Raw genomic sequence first — 16303 nt, forward strand, 5'->3', positions numbered from 1 at the left:
CATCAAGAAAAAGATAGGAGTTGGACTCACGATGCTAATTTATAATACGTATACGCGTGAGAAAGAAGAATTTAGACCGATTGAAGAAAACAAAGTGAGAATGTATATTTGTGGACCAACTGTTTACAACTATATTCATATCGGAAATGCACGTCCTGTTCTGTTTTTCGATTTAGTACATCGCTATTTTAAATATTTAGGATACGAAGTAGAATTTGTTTCAAACGTAACAGATGTTGATGATAAAATCATTAACCGTGCGATTGAAGAAGGTGTGACAGAAGCACAAATTTCTGAAAAATATTTAAACTACTTTTTAGAATGTAATAAAGCATTAAATGCTTTACCATTAACAGCAATGCCAAAAGTAACAGAAAGTATGGATTCAATGATTGAATTTATTAACCAATTAGTTGAGCGTGATTTTGCTTATGCAGTTGATGGAGACGTTTACTTCCGTATTGATAAAGTTCGTGAATACGGACAATTATCAGGTAAGAAAATCGATGAATTAGAAGTTGGAGCTCGTATTGCAGAAGACTCTAAAAAAGAAAATCCTTTAGACTTCGTTTTATGGAAAAAAACAGATAAAGGAATTACATGGGATTCACCTTGGGGTGCAGGGCGTCCTGGTTGGCATACAGAATGCGTTGTGATGATTAATAACCAATTCCATGGAAAAATTGATATCCATGGAGGTGGAACTGATTTACAATTCCCTCATCATGAAAATGAAATTGCTCAATCATTATGTATGTATGAACACAACATCGCAAACTATTGGATGCATGTTGGACGTTTAGGATTAAATAATGAGAAAATGAGTAAATCAATCGGAAATGTTATCAATGTTAAAGATTTAATTGAACAAATCGATGCTAATGCCTTCCGTTTATTTATGTTATCAGTTCATTATCGTCAACCAATTAACTACACTGAAGAAAACATCCAATTAGCAGTTAAAGAATGGCAAAAAGTAAAATCGACTTATGATCAATTACATTTAAAACTTGATTTAGCTGGTGCACTTGATGTAGAACCATCAGTAGTTCCTGAAATTGAAGCTCTAATGAACCAGTTTGTTGAAGCTTTAGAAGATGACTTCAATACCGCAAATGCTATTGCAAGTTTATATGGTGTGATTAAAGAAATTAATAAAATGGTTCGTGCGAAAGCATCAGATGAAGCAAACCGCTATGCTTTAATGACATTACAAAATATGACTTATATTTTCGGATTTGATTTAAACAAAAAACGTTTAACAGATGAAGAACGTGAATTAATGCAAGCTTGGGAAGAGGCAAGAAAAGCAAAAGACTTTGCTAAAGCAGATGAATTACGTGGAAAATTACAGGCTTTAAATGTTTTATAAAATAAGATATGATAAATTAGACTCCAAAATCAGTGGAGTCTTTTTTATTTTAAAAAATGAGTTTTAGGAAAACCATCTTAAAATTGAAACTTTTTTAGGGTAAAAAGTGATAGAATAGTGTCAAACTGAGGCGAATTCAAGAAAACAAGTCCGTTTTATTGCTTTTTCGTTAAAAGATAAAAAAGTAGTGTATAATAATGACGATATCAAAGAAGGCGCGTGAAATAATGGAAGCAAATCAGATGAATAGTACGATGCTGGCATTTGTCGGTGATTCATATTATGACTTAAAAATTCGAGAAATGTTATGCAAGAGTGGGGTTAATAAACCAAACAGACTTCACCAATTGGCAGTTAAATATGTATCAGCACATGCTCAAGCCACTACATTAGCATATTTAATTGAAATAGAATTTTTAACAGAGAAAGAATTAGAAGTAGTGAAAAAAGGACGTAACACGAAAAGTCGTTCCGTACCTAAAAACACAGATGTCTTAACATATGCTCATAGTACAGCATTCGAGGCTTTAATTGGATACTTATATTTAACAGAACAATTTGATCGTTTAGATGCAATTGTGAGCAAAAGTATTGAATATAAAAATGGAGTGACAAACTAATGGCGAAAAAAGAAGTTAAAAAAGACAAAAAACGTGAAGTAAAAAAAGATAGCCGTCGCGAAAACAAAAAAGAAAGTAAATACGAAGTCATTTATGGAAAAAATACAGTCAATGAAGTATTAGAATCAAAACGTAAAGTTTTTGAAGTGATTGTAGCAGACACAGTAGCAAAAGCGGAAAGAGGATTGATGGCGACAATCGAGAAAAAACAAATTCCTTGCAAAGTGTTACCTCGTCAAAAATTCGAACAATTAGCAAAGGATAAATATGATGCACGTGGAAATCATCAAGGTGTATTAGCACTTGTTGAACCTTATGCTTATATGCCATTACCTGATTTAATTGCAAAGGCAACTCAAAAGGAAGAACCAGCTTTCATCATCATTCTAGATGGATTAGAAGATCCACATAACTTAGGTGCAATCTTACGTACTGCTGATGCAGCGGGAGTGGATGGAATTGTTATTCGAAAAGATCGTTCAGTTGGATTAACAAGTACAGTAGCTAAGTTATCAACGGGAGCAATCGAACATATTCCAGTTGCATGTGTTGCAAACTTAACGGTTGCTATTAATCAATTAAAAGAAGCGGGACTCTGGATTGCTGGGACAGATGCAAGTGAAGCTCAAGACTATCGTACTTTAGATGCTACATTACCATTAGGTCTTGTAATTGGTAGCGAGGGAAAAGGAATGAGTCGATTAGTTCGTGAAGCTTGTGATTTTAAAGTTTACTTACCAATGCGTGGACATGTTACTTCATTAAATGCATCAGTTGCAGCAGCTTTATTGATGTATGAAATTTATAACAAGCGCAATCCTATAAAATAATAACTATACTGGAGGTATAATGTGACGGTAGAATATAACGATTATGAGTTAGTGTATTTAGTACGTGAGCAAAACGAAGAGGCGCTTCACATCATCATAGAAAAATACTCACCTTTGATCGGAAAAATTGCATCTTCTTATTATGGAATTGGATATGACTATCAAGATTTTTTTCAAGAAGGCCGTATGGCATTTATAAAAGCAATCTATTCTTTTGATGAAAATTCAAACTACAGTTTTTATTCCTATGCAATGACTTGTGTAAGAAATGCGATTACGACAAGCTACCGAAGATTAAAACGAACATCTGGTCTTGACCAACTAACGGATTATGATGAGCATCCGTTAGTTTCCACATTAGAAACTCCAGGATATTATCACTATGATAGTGAATATACGTATTTAAACGAAAAGTTAATTATTGAAATGGCAATGAATAGTGATAAAATATTGTCGCCATTTGAGAAACAATGTTTGAAATACTTCTTATTAGGTCATAATTATAATGAGATTGCTATAATATTAAACCTGTCCCCTAAGAAAATTGATAATGCTTTAAGCCGGTGTAAAAGTAAATTAAAGAATTTAAATAAAATGAATTCCTCTATTGGTGAAAGTTTCTAGCTTTATTGACAATGAAGCTTCTTTTTGATAGAGTAGATTAAGTTAAGATATAAAAAGTTGTGAGGGATAAAATGCGTACAAAAGTAATATTAGCTTGTGATGAATGCCTAAGTCGCAACTATTCAACAGTTAAGAATAAACAAACACACAGCGAGCGTCTTGTAGTTAAAAAATTCTGCAAACGCTGTGGAAAACATACAATGCATAAGGAAACAAAATAATCTACTAGGGGGCAGTTTAATGAATCAAGTTAAAGGGTTTTTTAAAGGTGTATCTGCAGAATTAAAGAAGATTACTTGGCCAACTGAAAAAGAGATGAAAAGTTATACTTTTCAAGTACTAGTATTCGTCGCATTACTAACAGTATTCTTCTTTGTAGTTGACTTAGTAATTTCCCAAGTAATGAATTTACTAGGGTAGGAGGTCATGATAGTGGAAAAACGTTGGTATGTTGTACAAACGTATGCTGGATACGAAAATAAAGTTATGACTAACTTATTAAAACGTATCGAGACAATGAATATGCAAGAAAAAATCTTCCGTGTATTAATTCCGGAAGAAAAAGAAGTAAAAATTAAAGATGGTGTTCGCAAAGAAAAAATGCGCAAAACTTTCCCAGGTTATGTATTAGTTGAAATGATTGATACAGATGATTCTTGGTATATGGTTCGTAATACTCCAGGAGTAACTGGATTCTTAGGATCAAGTGGAAAAGGAACTCGCCCAGTACCATTACCAACGGAAGAAGTTGTGCCGATTCTTAAGAAAATGGGAATTACAAGTGTGGAAGTATCGCTTGATATTCAAGTTGGTCAACGTGTATTAGTAGCAGCTGGACCATTTTCTGGACAAGTTGGAACAATTGAGTCAATTGACCAAGAACATAGCAAAGTCAGCGTATTGGTTGACCTATTCGGACGTGAAACTCCAGTAGAATTAGATTTTAATCAAATTTGTGAAGTTGAATAAAAAAAATGTTGCCTAAAGTAAAAAAAGGTGATAAACTATCGTAGTTGATATGAGACTCATATCAAGTGGGAGGGTAAAAAACCCAAATAACCACATCACGGACTTAGAGGAGGTGTGTCGCGTGGCAAAAGCAGTAAAAAGTATTGTAAAATTACAAATTCCTGCAGGAAAAGCAAATCCAGCTCCACCAGTAGGTCCAGCATTAGGGCAAGCAGGTGCGAACATTCAAGGATTCTGTCAAGAATTTAATGAGCGTACACGTGAACAAATGGGAAGTATTATTCCAGTAGTAATCACAGTTTATGAAGATCGTTCATTTACATTCATTACAAAAACTCCACCAGCATCAGACTTATTAAAGAAAGCTGCTGGAATCACAAGTGGTTCAGCTCAACCTCATAAGGTAAAAGTTGCTACTTTAACAAAAGATCAAATTCGCACAATTGCTGAGACTAAAATGTCTGACTTAAATGCGAATACAGTGGAAGCTGCAATGCGTATTATTGAAGGTTCTGCAAGACAAATGGGAATCGTTGTAGAAGACTAATCTACATGTTTTAGGTTGTAGATTACAACCTAAATCTGTGGGAGGAGATTCCGTTAACCACAATTTAGGAGGTATTTAGAATGGCTAAAAAAGGTAAAAAATTCATCGAAGCCAAAAAACTAGTTGATTCTACTACATTATATGCTGTAGAAGAAGCTGTAGAATTAGTTAAAAAAACTAATGTTGCTAAATTCGATGCAACTGTAGATGTAGCATTCCGTTTAGGAGTTGACCCACGTAAAGCGGATCAACAAATTCGTGGAGCTATGGTATTACCTCACGGAACTGGTAAAGTTCGCTCAGTATTAGTATTCGCTAAAGGTGAAAAAGCTAAAGAAGCTGAAGCAGCTGGAGCAGATTTCGTAGGAGATAGCGATATGATCAACAAAATCCAACAAGGTTGGATGGAGTTTGATGTAGTAGTAGCTACACCAGATATGATGGCTGAAGTAGGTAAATTAGGACGCGTTTTAGGACCACGTGGTTTAATGCCAAACCCTAAAACTGGAACTGTAACTATGGACGTTACTAAAGCAATCAATGAAATCAAAGCTGGTAAAGTAGAATACCGCGTTGATAAAGCTGGAAATATCCACGTTCCAATTGGTAAAGTTTCATTTGAAAACGAAAAATTAGTTGGAAACTTCAAAGCAATCTATGATACAATCTTAAAAGCTAAACCATCTGCAGCTAAAGGAACTTATGTTAAGAATGTTGCTATTTCTTCAACAATGGGACCTGGTATCAAAGTTGCATCTGAATCATTAGAAAAATAATTTTTCTCATTGATAATCGAATAGAATTACCGTAGACAGTAGGGGCTTATGCTTAATCATCCTACCGAGGTTTTGGATATATATAATTTATTTATTTTCATGCCTTAGTTATGCCCTTCTGTCCACGAACTTAATAGATTGTGGGCTCAAGGGCTTTTCTACGGACGTATAATTAAACTTAGGAGGTGTGAATAATGAGCGCTACTGCAATTGAAATGAAATCACAATTAGTTGCTGAGTATGCAGGTCAATTCAAAGAATCAGCTTCTTTAGTTGTTGTTGATTACCGTGGGTTAACTGTATCTGAAGTTACTGAATTACGTAAACAATTACGTGCTGAAGGTGTTGAATTCAAAGTATTAAAAAACAATATCTCTCGTCGTGCTGTAACTGAAGCTGGATTCGAAGGTTTATCTGAAGCATTCGTTGGTCCAACTGCTGTTGCTTACTCAAAAGAAGACGTTGTTGCACCTGCACGCGTATTATACAACTTCTCGAAAGAACACCAAGCTTTAGAATTAAAAGCTGGTTTAATCGAAGGTTCTGTTGCTACGTTAGAGCAAGTTATGGAATTAGCTAAGTTACCAAACCGCGAAGGTTTATTATCTATGTTACTTTCTGTATTACAAGCTCCAATGCGCAATATGGCATGTGTTGTTAAAGCTGTTTCTGAACAAAAAGAAGCTGGTGTTGAGGCACCTGTAGCTGAGGCTGCTGCTGAAACAACTGAAGTGGCTGAAGAGGCTACTGCTGAATAATTTTAAATAAAAATTAATTCAACAGGTATACCCTGAATTTGAAGGAGGAAAATAAAATGGCAAAATTAACTGCTGCTGAAATGATCGAAGCGATCAAAGAAATGTCAGTTTTAGAATTAAACGAATTAGTTAAAGCTATCGAAGAAGAATTTGGTGTAACTGCTGCTGCTCCTGTAGCAATGGTTGGTGGAGCTGTAGAAGCTGCTGGACCTTCTGAAGTAGACGTAATCTTAACAAACGCTGGAGCTAAAAAAATCGGTGTTATCAAAGTAGTTCGTGAAATCACTGGATTAGGATTAAAAGAAGCTAAAGAATTAGTTGACGGAACTCCTGCAAAAATCAAAGAAAAAGTTTCTCCAGAAGAAGCTGAAGAATTAAAAGCTAAATTAGAAGAAGCTGGAGCTGTTGTTGAAGTTAAATAATTAACTTTAAACGCTAGTTTTGCTTAAATATAATAAAAACCTGAGTGAAAATTCGCTCAGGTTTTTATTTCATAAAAGTATATTGTAATAATTTGACTCAACATGGCAATAATAGAGCATGTAAAAATGTTCATATTCTCTAATTTTTAGGTAAAATCAAAAGGGGTTGTGATCATGCATTATTATACAAACAATGTTAATGCTCGATCTGATGAAAAATTCTTTGACTATGTTTTAAAAGGTCATAAATTAAGATTTACAACAGATGTTGGAGTTTTTTCAAAAGGAGACGTTGACTTTGGTTCTAGACTTTTAGTGGAAACATTTGCTGAGCCTGAGATAAGCGGAAATATTTTAGATGTTGGCTGTGGTTATGGACCTATCGGTTTGAGTTTAGCTAAAAGTTATCCAAATAGAAATGTTCATATGGTTGATGTAAACCAAAGAGCATTAGAATTAGCTAAAAAAAATGCGATGAATAACGGTGTTGAAAATGTGATGATTTATGAAAGTCATTGCTATGAGGGTGTGGATGACAGATTTGCTGCTATTTTATCTAATCCCCCAATCAGGGCAGGTAAAAAAGTTGTTCATGCAATAATTGAAGAAGCTAAGGAATATTTGGTTGAGAATGGTGAACTGTGGATTGTCATTCAAAAAAAGCAAGGCGCTCCATCCGCTAAAGAAAAGATGGAACAAGTGTACGGAAATTGTGAAATGGTTGATAGAGATAAAGGGTATTTTATCTTAAAATCTATTAATTGTTGACACTATTGAAAAAATTTGATATTATTATAAAATGCCTAATACTGCTTGTATTTTACATGTGCTAAGTCTAATACATTAGGTGTTGAATTAATAAAACAACAAAAGTTTACATAAACAAACAAAGAGGTGAAACGCGTGGCAGGGAAAATTGTTCAATATGGTAAAAAGAGACAACGTCGTAATTACTCAAGAATTAATGTTGCACTCGAACTCCCTAACTTAATTGAAATTCAAACTGCTTCTTATCAGTGGTTCCTTGATCAAGGTATTCGTGAAATGTTTAAAGACATTTCTCCAATTGAAGATAACAATGGTAATCTAGCGCTTGAATTCGTAGATTATAACTTAGGTGAACCGAAATATACTGTTTTAGAAGCAAAAGAACGCGATGCTAACTATGCTGCCCCTTTACGTGTCAAAGTTCGTTTACATATTAAAGACGAAGAGACACAGGCAATTAAAGAAGTGAAGGAAAGCGAAGTATACATGGGGGACTTCCCTTTGATGACTCCAACAGGAACATTTGTTATCAATGGTTCTGAACGTGTAATCGTATCACAATTAGTTCGTTCATCAGGTGTTTATTATAATAAAGAAACTGATAAAAAGAGCGGTAAAGAAAAATATGCTGCACAAGTAATCCCTAATCGTGGTGCATGGTTAGAGTATGAACTTGATGCAAAAGATATCGTTTATGTTCGTGTCGATAGAACACGTAAAATTCCAATTACAGTATTATTACGTGCTTTAGGACTTTCAACAAAAGAACAAATTATTGAAATGTTTGGTGAAAATGCATATATTCTAAATACTTTAGAAAAAGATCAAACAGTAAATTCAGATGAAGCTTTAATGGAAATCTTCCAAAAACTTCGTCAAGGGGAACATGCGACAATTGATGGTGCGCGCACTTTATTTGTTTCGCGTTTCTTTGATCCTAAACGCTACGACTTAGCTCATGTTGGACGTTATAAATTTAATAAAAAATTAAGTGCACAAGAGCGCTTATTAAATCAAAAATTAGCTAGTGATATCTTTGACTCTGAAACTGGTGAGGTTTTAGTTGAAGAAGGTACAGTGATTACTCGTCGTATTTTTGAAGATGTATTAGCTGATAAAATTGATCGTTTAAATATTAAAAAAGTAGAATTAGTTAATCCTTTAGAAGAACGCGAAACTTACGTACAAGAATTCGAAGTTTACTCTCCACGAGTAAATGAAGGAGATCAAGTTGTAAGAATTATCGGAAATGTTGAAGATGAATGTAAGCATATCACAACTTCAGATATCTTCGCTTCAATTAGCTACTTCTTCAACTTATTAGACTCAGTTGGATACTTAGATGATATCGATCATTTAGGAAATCGCCGTTTACGTCTAGTAGGTGAATTATTACAAAACCAATTCCGTATCGGTTTATCACGTATGGAACGTGTTGTAAAAGAAAGAATGTCTATTCAAGAAACTGAAGGAATTACACCTTCAAGTTTAATTAATATTCGTCCAGTTACTGCAGCTATTAAAGAATTCTTCGGTAGTTCACAGTTATCACAGTTCATGGATCAAACTAACCCATTATCAGAGTTAACGCATAAACGTCGTTTATCTGCGTTAGGACCTGGAGGGTTAACACGTGAACGTGCTGGTATGGAAGTACGTGACGTTCACTACTCTCACTATGGTCGTATGTGTCCAATCGAGACACCAGAGGGACCAAACATCGGATTAATTAACTCATTATCATCATATGCAAAAGTTAATAAGTTTGGATTCATTGAAACCCCATATCGTAAGGTGGTTCCAGTTATTGATGAAGAAACTAAACAACCAAAAATGCATGTTACAGATGAAATTCGTTATTTAACTGCTGATGAGGAAGATCGTTATGTAGTTGCTCAAGCTGGTTTAGATTTAGATGAAAAAGGAAACTTACCAGAGAAAGTTATCGTTCGTCATCGTGGTGAAAACTTAATCGTTCCAGCTGAACGTGTAGACTTCGTAGACGTATCTCCAAAACAGATTGTATCAGTTGCCACAGCTTGTATTCCATTCTTAGAGCACGATGATGCCAACCGTGCATTAATGGGAGCGAACATGCAACGTCAGGCTATTCCATTATTAATTCCTGAAGCTCCATTCGTAGGTACAGGTATGGAATATGTTGCGGCGAAAGACTCAGGTCAAGCAGTAGTAGCATATAACAGTGGGACTGTTGAATATGTAGATTCAAAAGTTATTAAATTACGCCGTGATGCTGATGGCCAAATTGATAAATATCCGTTAATTAAGTTTGTTCGTTCAAACTCAAGTACAGTATTAAATCAACGCCCAATTGTAAAATTAGGTGATCATATTAATGCTGGAGAAGTATTAGCAGATAGTTCATCGATGGAAAGCGGAGAATTAGCTTTAGGACGTAACGTAGTCGTAGCATTCATGACATGGAATGGTTATAACTACGAGGATGCTATCATCATGAGTGAACGTTTAGTTAAAGATGATGTTTATACTTCAATTCATATCGAAGAATACGAATTAGAAGCTCGTGATACAAAGTTAGGTCCAGAGGAAATTACTCGTGACATCCCAGGTGTTGGAGAAGATGCTCTTAAAAACTTAGATGATCGTGGAATTATTCGAATCGGTGCTGAAGTTAAGGAAGATGATATTTTAGTTGGTAAAGTTACGGCTAAAGGTCAAACAGAATTAACTGCTGAAGAGCGTCTATTACATGCAATCTTCGGTGAAAAAGCACGTGAGGTTCGCGATACTTCATTACGTGTACCACATGGTGGAGATGGAATTGTCCATGATGTTAAATATTTCTCTCGTCGTAATGGAGATGATTTATCACCGGGTGTTAATGAAGTTATCCGTATTTATATCGTACAAAAACGTAAAATTTCTGAGGGAGATAAAATGGCGGGACGCCATGGTAATAAAGGGGTTATCTCTAAAATCTTACCTCAAGAAGATATGCCATATATGCCAGATGGAACACCAGTGGATATCATGTTAAATCCATTAGGGGTACCATCACGTATGAATATCGGTCAGATCTTAGAAATTCACTTAGGAATGGCTGCTAAAAAGTTAGGAATTCATGTTGCAACGCCAGTATTCGATGGTGTTAAAACTGAAGATTTAGAAGCAATCATTGCTGAGGCTGGAATGGATAAAGATGCTAAAACTGTACTATACGATGGACGTACAGGTGAAAAATTTGATAATCGAATTTCAGTTGGGGTAATGTACATGATCAAACTTGCTCACATGGTTGATGATAAATTACATGCCCGTTCAATTGGACCTTACTCATTAGTAACTCAACAGCCACTTGGAGGTAAAGCTCAATTCGGTGGACAACGTTTCGGAGAGATGGAGGTATGGGCGCTAGAAGCATACGGTGCTGCATACACATTACAAGAAATTTTAACTGTTAAGTCAGATGATATTACTGGACGTGTTAAAACTTACGAAGCTATCGTTCGTGGTGAAAATGTTCCAGAACCAGGTATCCCTGAATCATTCAGAGTATTAGTAAAAGAATTACAGTCATTAGGATTGGATGTTAAAATTTTATCGAACGAAAAAGATGAAATTGAAATCCGCGATTTGGAGAACGTAAAAACGCATCAAATCGTTGTTCCAGAAAGTGTTGAAGAATAATTTAGACGCAAGGAGGGAATGACCTTGGTAGATGTTAACAAATTTCAGTATATGAAAATCGGTTTAGCTTCTTCTGATATAATTCGCAAATGGTCTTATGGTGAAGTGAAAAAATCAGAGACAATTAACTATCGTACACTAAAACCTGAAAAAGATGGTTTGTTCTGTGAGCGTATCTTCGGTCCAACAAAGGATTGTGAGTGTGCTTGTGGAAAATATAAACGTATACGTCATGAAGGTATTGTTTGTGATCGTTGCGGAGTTGAAGTAACAGTAGCAAAAGTTCGTCGCGAGCGTATGGGACACATTGAGCTTGCGGCTCCTGTTGCTCATATTTGGTATGTAAAAGGTATTCCAAGTCGTATGGGACTATTATTAAATATGTCACCACGCGAACTTGAAGAAGTTATTTACTTTGTAAATTATGTTGTAATTGATTCAGGTAAAACTGATTTAGTTAAACAAAAAGTATTAACTGAAAAAGAATACCGTGAAGCATATGAAAAGTGGGGAAATGCATTCCAAGTTGGTATGGGTGCTGAAGCCATTAAAAAATTATTAGAGGCTATTGATTTAGATAAATTAGCGAAAGAATTACGTGCAGAATTAAAAATTGCACAAGGACAAAAACGTGGTAAAATTATCAAACGTTTAGATGTCGTTGAGTCATTTAGAAATTCTGGAAACAAACCAGAATGGATGATTTTAGATGTTTTACCGGTAATTCCACCTGAATTACGTCCAATGGTTCAATTAGATGGTGGTCGTTTCGCGACATCAGATTTAAATGATTTATATCGTCGTGTAATCAACCGTAATAACCGTTTAATTCGTTATTTAGAAATTGGTGCTCCTAACATTATCATTAATAATGAAAAACGTATGATCCAAGAAGCAGTTGATGCTTTAGTGGATAATGGTCGTCGTGGTCGTCCAGTTACAGGACCAGGTAATCGTCCATTAAAATCATTATCTCATATGCTAAAAGGTAAACAAGGACGTTTCCGTCAAAACTTATTAGGTAAACGTGTTGACTACTCTGGACGTTCTGTAATCGTTGTAGGACCAGACTTAAAGATGTATCAATGTGGATTACCAAAAGAAATGGCACTTGAATTATTCAAACCATTCGTAATGAAAGAATTAGTTGAACGTGATTTAGCTCAAAATATTAAAAGTGCTAAAAAAATGATTGAGCGTATGGATGATGCTTTATGGGATGTTGTAGAAGATGTAATTCGTGAACACCCAGTATTGTTAAACCGTGCCCCAACATTACACCGTTTAGGTATTCAGGCATTCGAACCTAAAATTGTTGAAGGACGCGCAATCCGTCTTCACCCTCTTGTAACGACAGCATTCAATGCCGATTTCGATGGTGACCAGATGGCGGTTCACGTTCCTTTATCACAAGAAGCACAAGCAGAAGCCCGTTTGTTAATGTTAGCTGCTAATAATATCTTAAACCCGAAAGATGGGAAACCAGTTGTTACACCATCTCAGGATATGGTATTAGGAAACTATTATTTAACGATGGAAGAAGAAGGTGCTATCGGTGAAGGAAACATCTATAAAGATACAAATGAATTAATGATGGCATATGCAAATGGATATGTAACATTACATTCACGTATTGCATTAGATGCACGCACTTTAAATAATATGACATTTACTGAAGAACAAAATAATAAGTATATTGTTACAACTTTAGGAAAAGTTATTTTCAATGGTATTTTACCTAAAACATTCCCGTTCTTAAATGAACCAACAATGTCAAACTTACAAACAGTTACGCCAGCTAAGTACTTTGTTGATAAAGGGACAAATATTAAAGAATATTTAAAAGATGTTAAGGTTGTATCTCCATTTAAGAAAAAATTCTTAGGAGATATTATCTCAGAAGTCTTCCGAATCTATAAAACAACTGAAACATCAAGAATGTTAGACCGCTTAAAAGATTTAGGATTCAAGTATTCGACAATTGCTGGAATTTCTGTAGGGGTTGCTGACGTAGTCGTATCTTCTAAGAAGAAAGATTTATTAGCAGAAGGTGACAAAAAAGTTGCTGAAATTCATGAATTCTATAATCGTGGGTTATTAACAGACGATGAACGTTATCGTTTAGTTATTGATGTTTGGGCAAAAGTAAAAGATGAAATTCAACATGTATTAATGAATGAGTTACCAGCAGATAACCACATCTACATGATGAGTGATTCTGGAGCCCGTGGTAACGCATCGAACTTTACACAGTTAGCCGGTATGCGTGGATTAATGGCCAACCCATCTGGTAAAACAATCGAGTTACCGATCAAATCTTCATTCCGTGAAGGTTTAACAGTAACTGAGTTCTTCATCTCTACCCATGGTGCGCGTAAAGGATTAGCCGATACAGCCTTAAAAACAGCCGATTCAGGTTATTTAACTCGTCGTTTAGTTGACGTAGCACAAGATGTTATTGTACGTGAAGACGATTGTGGTACAGATAAAGGACAATATATTACAGAAATTAAACAACGTGGACAAGCAGTTGAGACTTTATTTGATCGTATTGTTGGACGTTATACTGCAAAACCTGTATATCATCCAGAAACAGGTGCTTTAATCATGGATCGTAATGAATATATTTCAGATGATTTAGCTAAAGTTATTGTTGAATCAGGTATTGAAGGAATCGATATTCGTACAATTTATTCATGTAATGCAACAAAAGGTGTATGTAAAAAATGTTACGGACGTAACTTAGCAACTGGTAAAGAAGTAGAAGTTGGGGAAGCTGTAGGTATTATGGCAGCTCAGTCTATCGGTGAACCAGGTACACAGTTAACGATGCGTACATTCCATACAGGTGGGGTTGCCGGTGCCGATATTACACAAGGTTTACCTCGTATTCAAGAGTTATTTGAAGCACGTAATCCAAAAGGACGTGCAATTATTGCAGAGATTGATGGAACTATTACAACAATCAAAGCAAATACTAAAAACCGTTATGAAATTACATTAACGAATAAATTAGAAAGCCGTAACTATTTATTACCATACGGTGTTCAACCTTTAGTTTCTGAAGGTGATGATGTCTTTGCTGGGGATATGTTAACAGAAGGTTCAATTGATCCTAAAGAGTTATTACGTGTTAAAGACGTTGAGGCAGTACAAGCCTATATTTTAAAAGAGGTACAAAATGTATACCGTGCTCAAGGGGTAGAATTATCTGACAAACATATCGAGATCATGGTTCATCAAATGATGAAAAAAGTTAAGGTAATTGATGGTGGAGATACTGATATCTTACCAGGATCTTTAATTGATGTTACACACTATACACGTGTGAATGGTGAAGCAATTGCTCGCGGTAAACGTCCAGCAGTTGGTATTCCAACAATTTTAGGTATCACCAAAGCATCTCTTGAAACTGAATCATTCTTATCTGCTGCATCATTCCAGGAAACAACTCGTGTGTTAACAGATGCTGCTATCAAAGGTAAGGTTGATGAGTTAGTAGGATTAAAAGAAAATGTTATCATCGGTAAGTTAATTCCTGCTGGAACGGGAGTTTTAAGAGAAGATTATATTCAACCTGTACATAAAAATGTAGAGGTTGAAGATGATGATATCTTAGCATTTGACTTAGAAGATATATCGTTAAAATCACCTGCTAGTTTAATTGAAGAAGATTTAGATGATTTAGTTGAATTAGATTTTGATGAAACTGATTTTATTGATGCGGAAGAAGAATAAAATAAATAATTCTGGTTTATAATAACTCAGGAAAATTTAAAAAACAGCGTCGAACTGTTGACATCAGTTAAAAAAAATGTTAGATTAATAAAGGCTTTTAAAAAAATAAAGTGAGTTTTGCTTTGATAGCAAAGCTTACTTTTTCTAACTAAAATGAACCACCTGGATAAGTGGACTAAGTTTATGAGAGGAGGACTAATATGCCAACTATTAACCAATTAGTTCGTAAAGGACGTACAAGTAAAGAAACTAAATCTAAATCTCGTCATTTAAATGTAGGGTACAATAGTTTAAAGAAAGAACAAACTAACTTATACTCTCCACAAAAACGTGGGGTATGTACACGTGTTGCTACTATGACACCTAAAAAACCTAACTCGGCGTTACGTAAATATGCCCGTGTTCGTTTAACAAATGGTTTAGAGGTAACTGCATACATTCCTGGTATTGGACACAAATTACAAGAGCACAGCGTTGTTTTAATTCGCGGTGGACGTGTAAAAGACTTACCTGGGGTACGTTATCATATCGTTCGTGGTACTTTAGATGCTACGGGTGTAGATGGACGTATGCAATCACGTTCTAAATACGGAACAAAAAAACCAAAAGCAGCTAAAAAATAATAAGACTTTTTTTGGATAAACTGGAAGGGAGGCTAAATTATGCCACGTAAAGGACATGTAGCGAAACGTGATGTTTTGCCAGATCCAATTTATAATTCTAAATTAGTATCTCGTTTAATTAACAACATCATGCAAGATGGTAAAAAAGGTACTGCACAAACAATTTTATATAACGCATTTGATATCATCGCTGAGAAAACAGGTCGTGAACCAATGGAAGTATTCGAAGAAGCAATCGAAAACATCATGCCTGTATTAGAGGTAAAAGCACGCCGTATCGGTGGAGCTAACTACCAAGTACCAGTTGAGGTTCGTCCAGAGCGCCGAATCACTTTAGGGTTACGTTGGTTAGTACAATACTCTCGCTCTCGCGGAGAAAAAACTATGGAACAACGTTTAGCTAACGAAATTATCGATGCAGCTAACAATACTGGAGCTTCTGTTAAAAAACGTGAGGATACTCACAAAATGGCTGAAGCAAATAAAGCATTCGCTCACTACCGTTGGTAAGATAACCAATAAATTTTTAGGATTACTGGGTTTTCCAGTAATCCTAAAAGTGTAATATTAACTATGAGAGGAGTAAC

At 35.2% G+C, this 16303-nt stretch carries 16 protein-coding genes and 1 other annotated feature; all 16 genes read left to right on the forward strand.

All coding sequences use genetic code 11. The features are described 5' to 3' along the window. Positions 1-31 precede the first annotated feature (31 nt). The 16 genes from cysS to rpsG all read left to right on the forward strand — a co-directional run bounded on the left by cysS (position 32) and on the right by rpsG (position 16226). Positions 32-1372 (forward strand): cysteine--tRNA ligase, encoded by a 1341-nt coding sequence (gene cysS / locus HLK68_RS05450; protein WP_006784412.1) that lies wholly within the window; start codon positions 32-34, stop codon positions 1370-1372. A gap of 227 nt (positions 1373-1599) precedes the next feature. Then, the gene (locus tag HLK68_RS05455) at positions 1600-1992 is read left to right on the forward strand and encodes a Mini-ribonuclease 3 (RefSeq protein ID WP_006784413.1); all 393 of its coding nucleotides are present in this window, start codon (positions 1600-1602) and stop codon (positions 1990-1992) included. Then, a complete protein-coding gene (gene rlmB, locus HLK68_RS05460; RefSeq protein ID WP_006784414.1) occupies positions 1992-2822 on the forward strand; it encodes a 23S rRNA (guanosine(2251)-2'-O)-methyltransferase RlmB in 831 nt (276 codons plus the stop codon). The genes HLK68_RS05455 and rlmB overlap by 1 nt, the downstream gene beginning before the upstream one ends. Positions 2823-2843: 21 nt before the next feature. After that, positions 2844-3446 (forward strand): sigma-70 family RNA polymerase sigma factor, encoded by a 603-nt coding sequence (locus HLK68_RS05465; protein WP_006784415.1) that lies wholly within the window; start codon positions 2844-2846, stop codon positions 3444-3446. Between the two features lie 71 nt (positions 3447-3517). Beyond that, positions 3518-3667 carry a 50S ribosomal protein L33 gene (gene rpmG, locus HLK68_RS05470; RefSeq protein ID WP_081448230.1) on the forward strand — a complete coding sequence of 50 codons (150 nt, stop codon included), beginning with the start codon at positions 3518-3520 and terminating at the stop codon, positions 3665-3667. Positions 3668-3686: 19 nt separating this feature from the next. Next, positions 3687-3866, forward strand: coding sequence for a preprotein translocase subunit SecE (gene secE / locus HLK68_RS05475; protein WP_006784416.1), 180 nt, complete (start codon positions 3687-3689; stop codon positions 3864-3866). A gap of 12 nt (positions 3867-3878) precedes the next feature. Continuing rightward, positions 3879-4415 (forward strand): transcription termination/antitermination protein NusG, encoded by a 537-nt coding sequence (gene nusG / locus HLK68_RS05480; RefSeq protein WP_006784417.1) that lies wholly within the window; start codon positions 3879-3881, stop codon positions 4413-4415. 121 nt (positions 4416-4536) lie between these two features. Beyond that, entirely contained in the window at positions 4537-4962 is a 426-nt protein-coding gene (gene rplK, locus HLK68_RS05485; protein WP_006784418.1) for a 50S ribosomal protein L11, read from the forward strand. Positions 4963-5042: 80 nt separating this feature from the next. Beyond that, positions 5043-5738 carry a 50S ribosomal protein L1 gene (gene rplA, locus HLK68_RS05490; RefSeq protein ID WP_006784419.1) on the forward strand — a complete coding sequence of 232 codons (696 nt, stop codon included), beginning with the start codon at positions 5043-5045 and terminating at the stop codon, positions 5736-5738. Between the two features lie 11 nt (positions 5739-5749). Continuing rightward, positions 5750-5907: a sequence feature (ribosomal protein L10 leader region), on the forward strand. A 25-nt stretch (positions 5908-5932) separates the two neighbouring features. Then, entirely contained in the window at positions 5933-6496 is a 564-nt protein-coding gene (gene rplJ / locus HLK68_RS05495) for a 50S ribosomal protein L10 (protein WP_006784420.1), read from the forward strand. Positions 6497-6552: 56 nt separating this feature from the next. After that, the gene (gene rplL, locus HLK68_RS05500; RefSeq protein WP_006784421.1) at positions 6553-6918 is read left to right on the forward strand and encodes a 50S ribosomal protein L7/L12; all 366 of its coding nucleotides are present in this window, start codon (positions 6553-6555) and stop codon (positions 6916-6918) included. Between the two features lie 174 nt (positions 6919-7092). Continuing rightward, complete coding sequence (locus tag HLK68_RS05505; RefSeq protein WP_006784422.1) at positions 7093-7686, forward strand: class I SAM-dependent methyltransferase; 594 nt, start codon at positions 7093-7095, stop codon at positions 7684-7686. Between the two features lie 135 nt (positions 7687-7821). Continuing rightward, on the forward strand, positions 7822-11355 hold the full coding sequence (gene rpoB, locus HLK68_RS05510) for a DNA-directed RNA polymerase subunit beta (RefSeq protein ID WP_006784423.1): 3534 nt from the start codon (positions 7822-7824) through the stop codon (positions 11353-11355). A gap of 24 nt (positions 11356-11379) precedes the next feature. Beyond that, positions 11380-15093 carry a DNA-directed RNA polymerase subunit beta' gene (gene rpoC, locus HLK68_RS05515; protein ID WP_132942679.1) on the forward strand — a complete coding sequence of 1238 codons (3714 nt, stop codon included), beginning with the start codon at positions 11380-11382 and terminating at the stop codon, positions 15091-15093. Positions 15094-15293: 200 nt separating this feature from the next. Beyond that, on the forward strand, positions 15294-15716 hold the full coding sequence (gene rpsL, locus HLK68_RS05520; protein ID WP_006784425.1) for a 30S ribosomal protein S12: 423 nt from the start codon (positions 15294-15296) through the stop codon (positions 15714-15716). A 39-nt stretch (positions 15717-15755) separates the two neighbouring features. Beyond that, positions 15756-16226: a 30S ribosomal protein S7 gene (gene rpsG, locus HLK68_RS05525; RefSeq protein WP_006784426.1), complete on the forward strand. Its 471-nt coding sequence runs from the start codon at positions 15756-15758 to the stop codon at positions 16224-16226. Positions 16227-16303 lie beyond the last annotated feature (77 nt).

It is taken from the genome of Turicibacter sanguinis (genome assembly GCF_013046825.1).
Classification (GTDB): Bacteria; Bacillota_I; Bacilli_A; order MOL361; family Turicibacteraceae; genus Turicibacter; species Turicibacter sanguinis.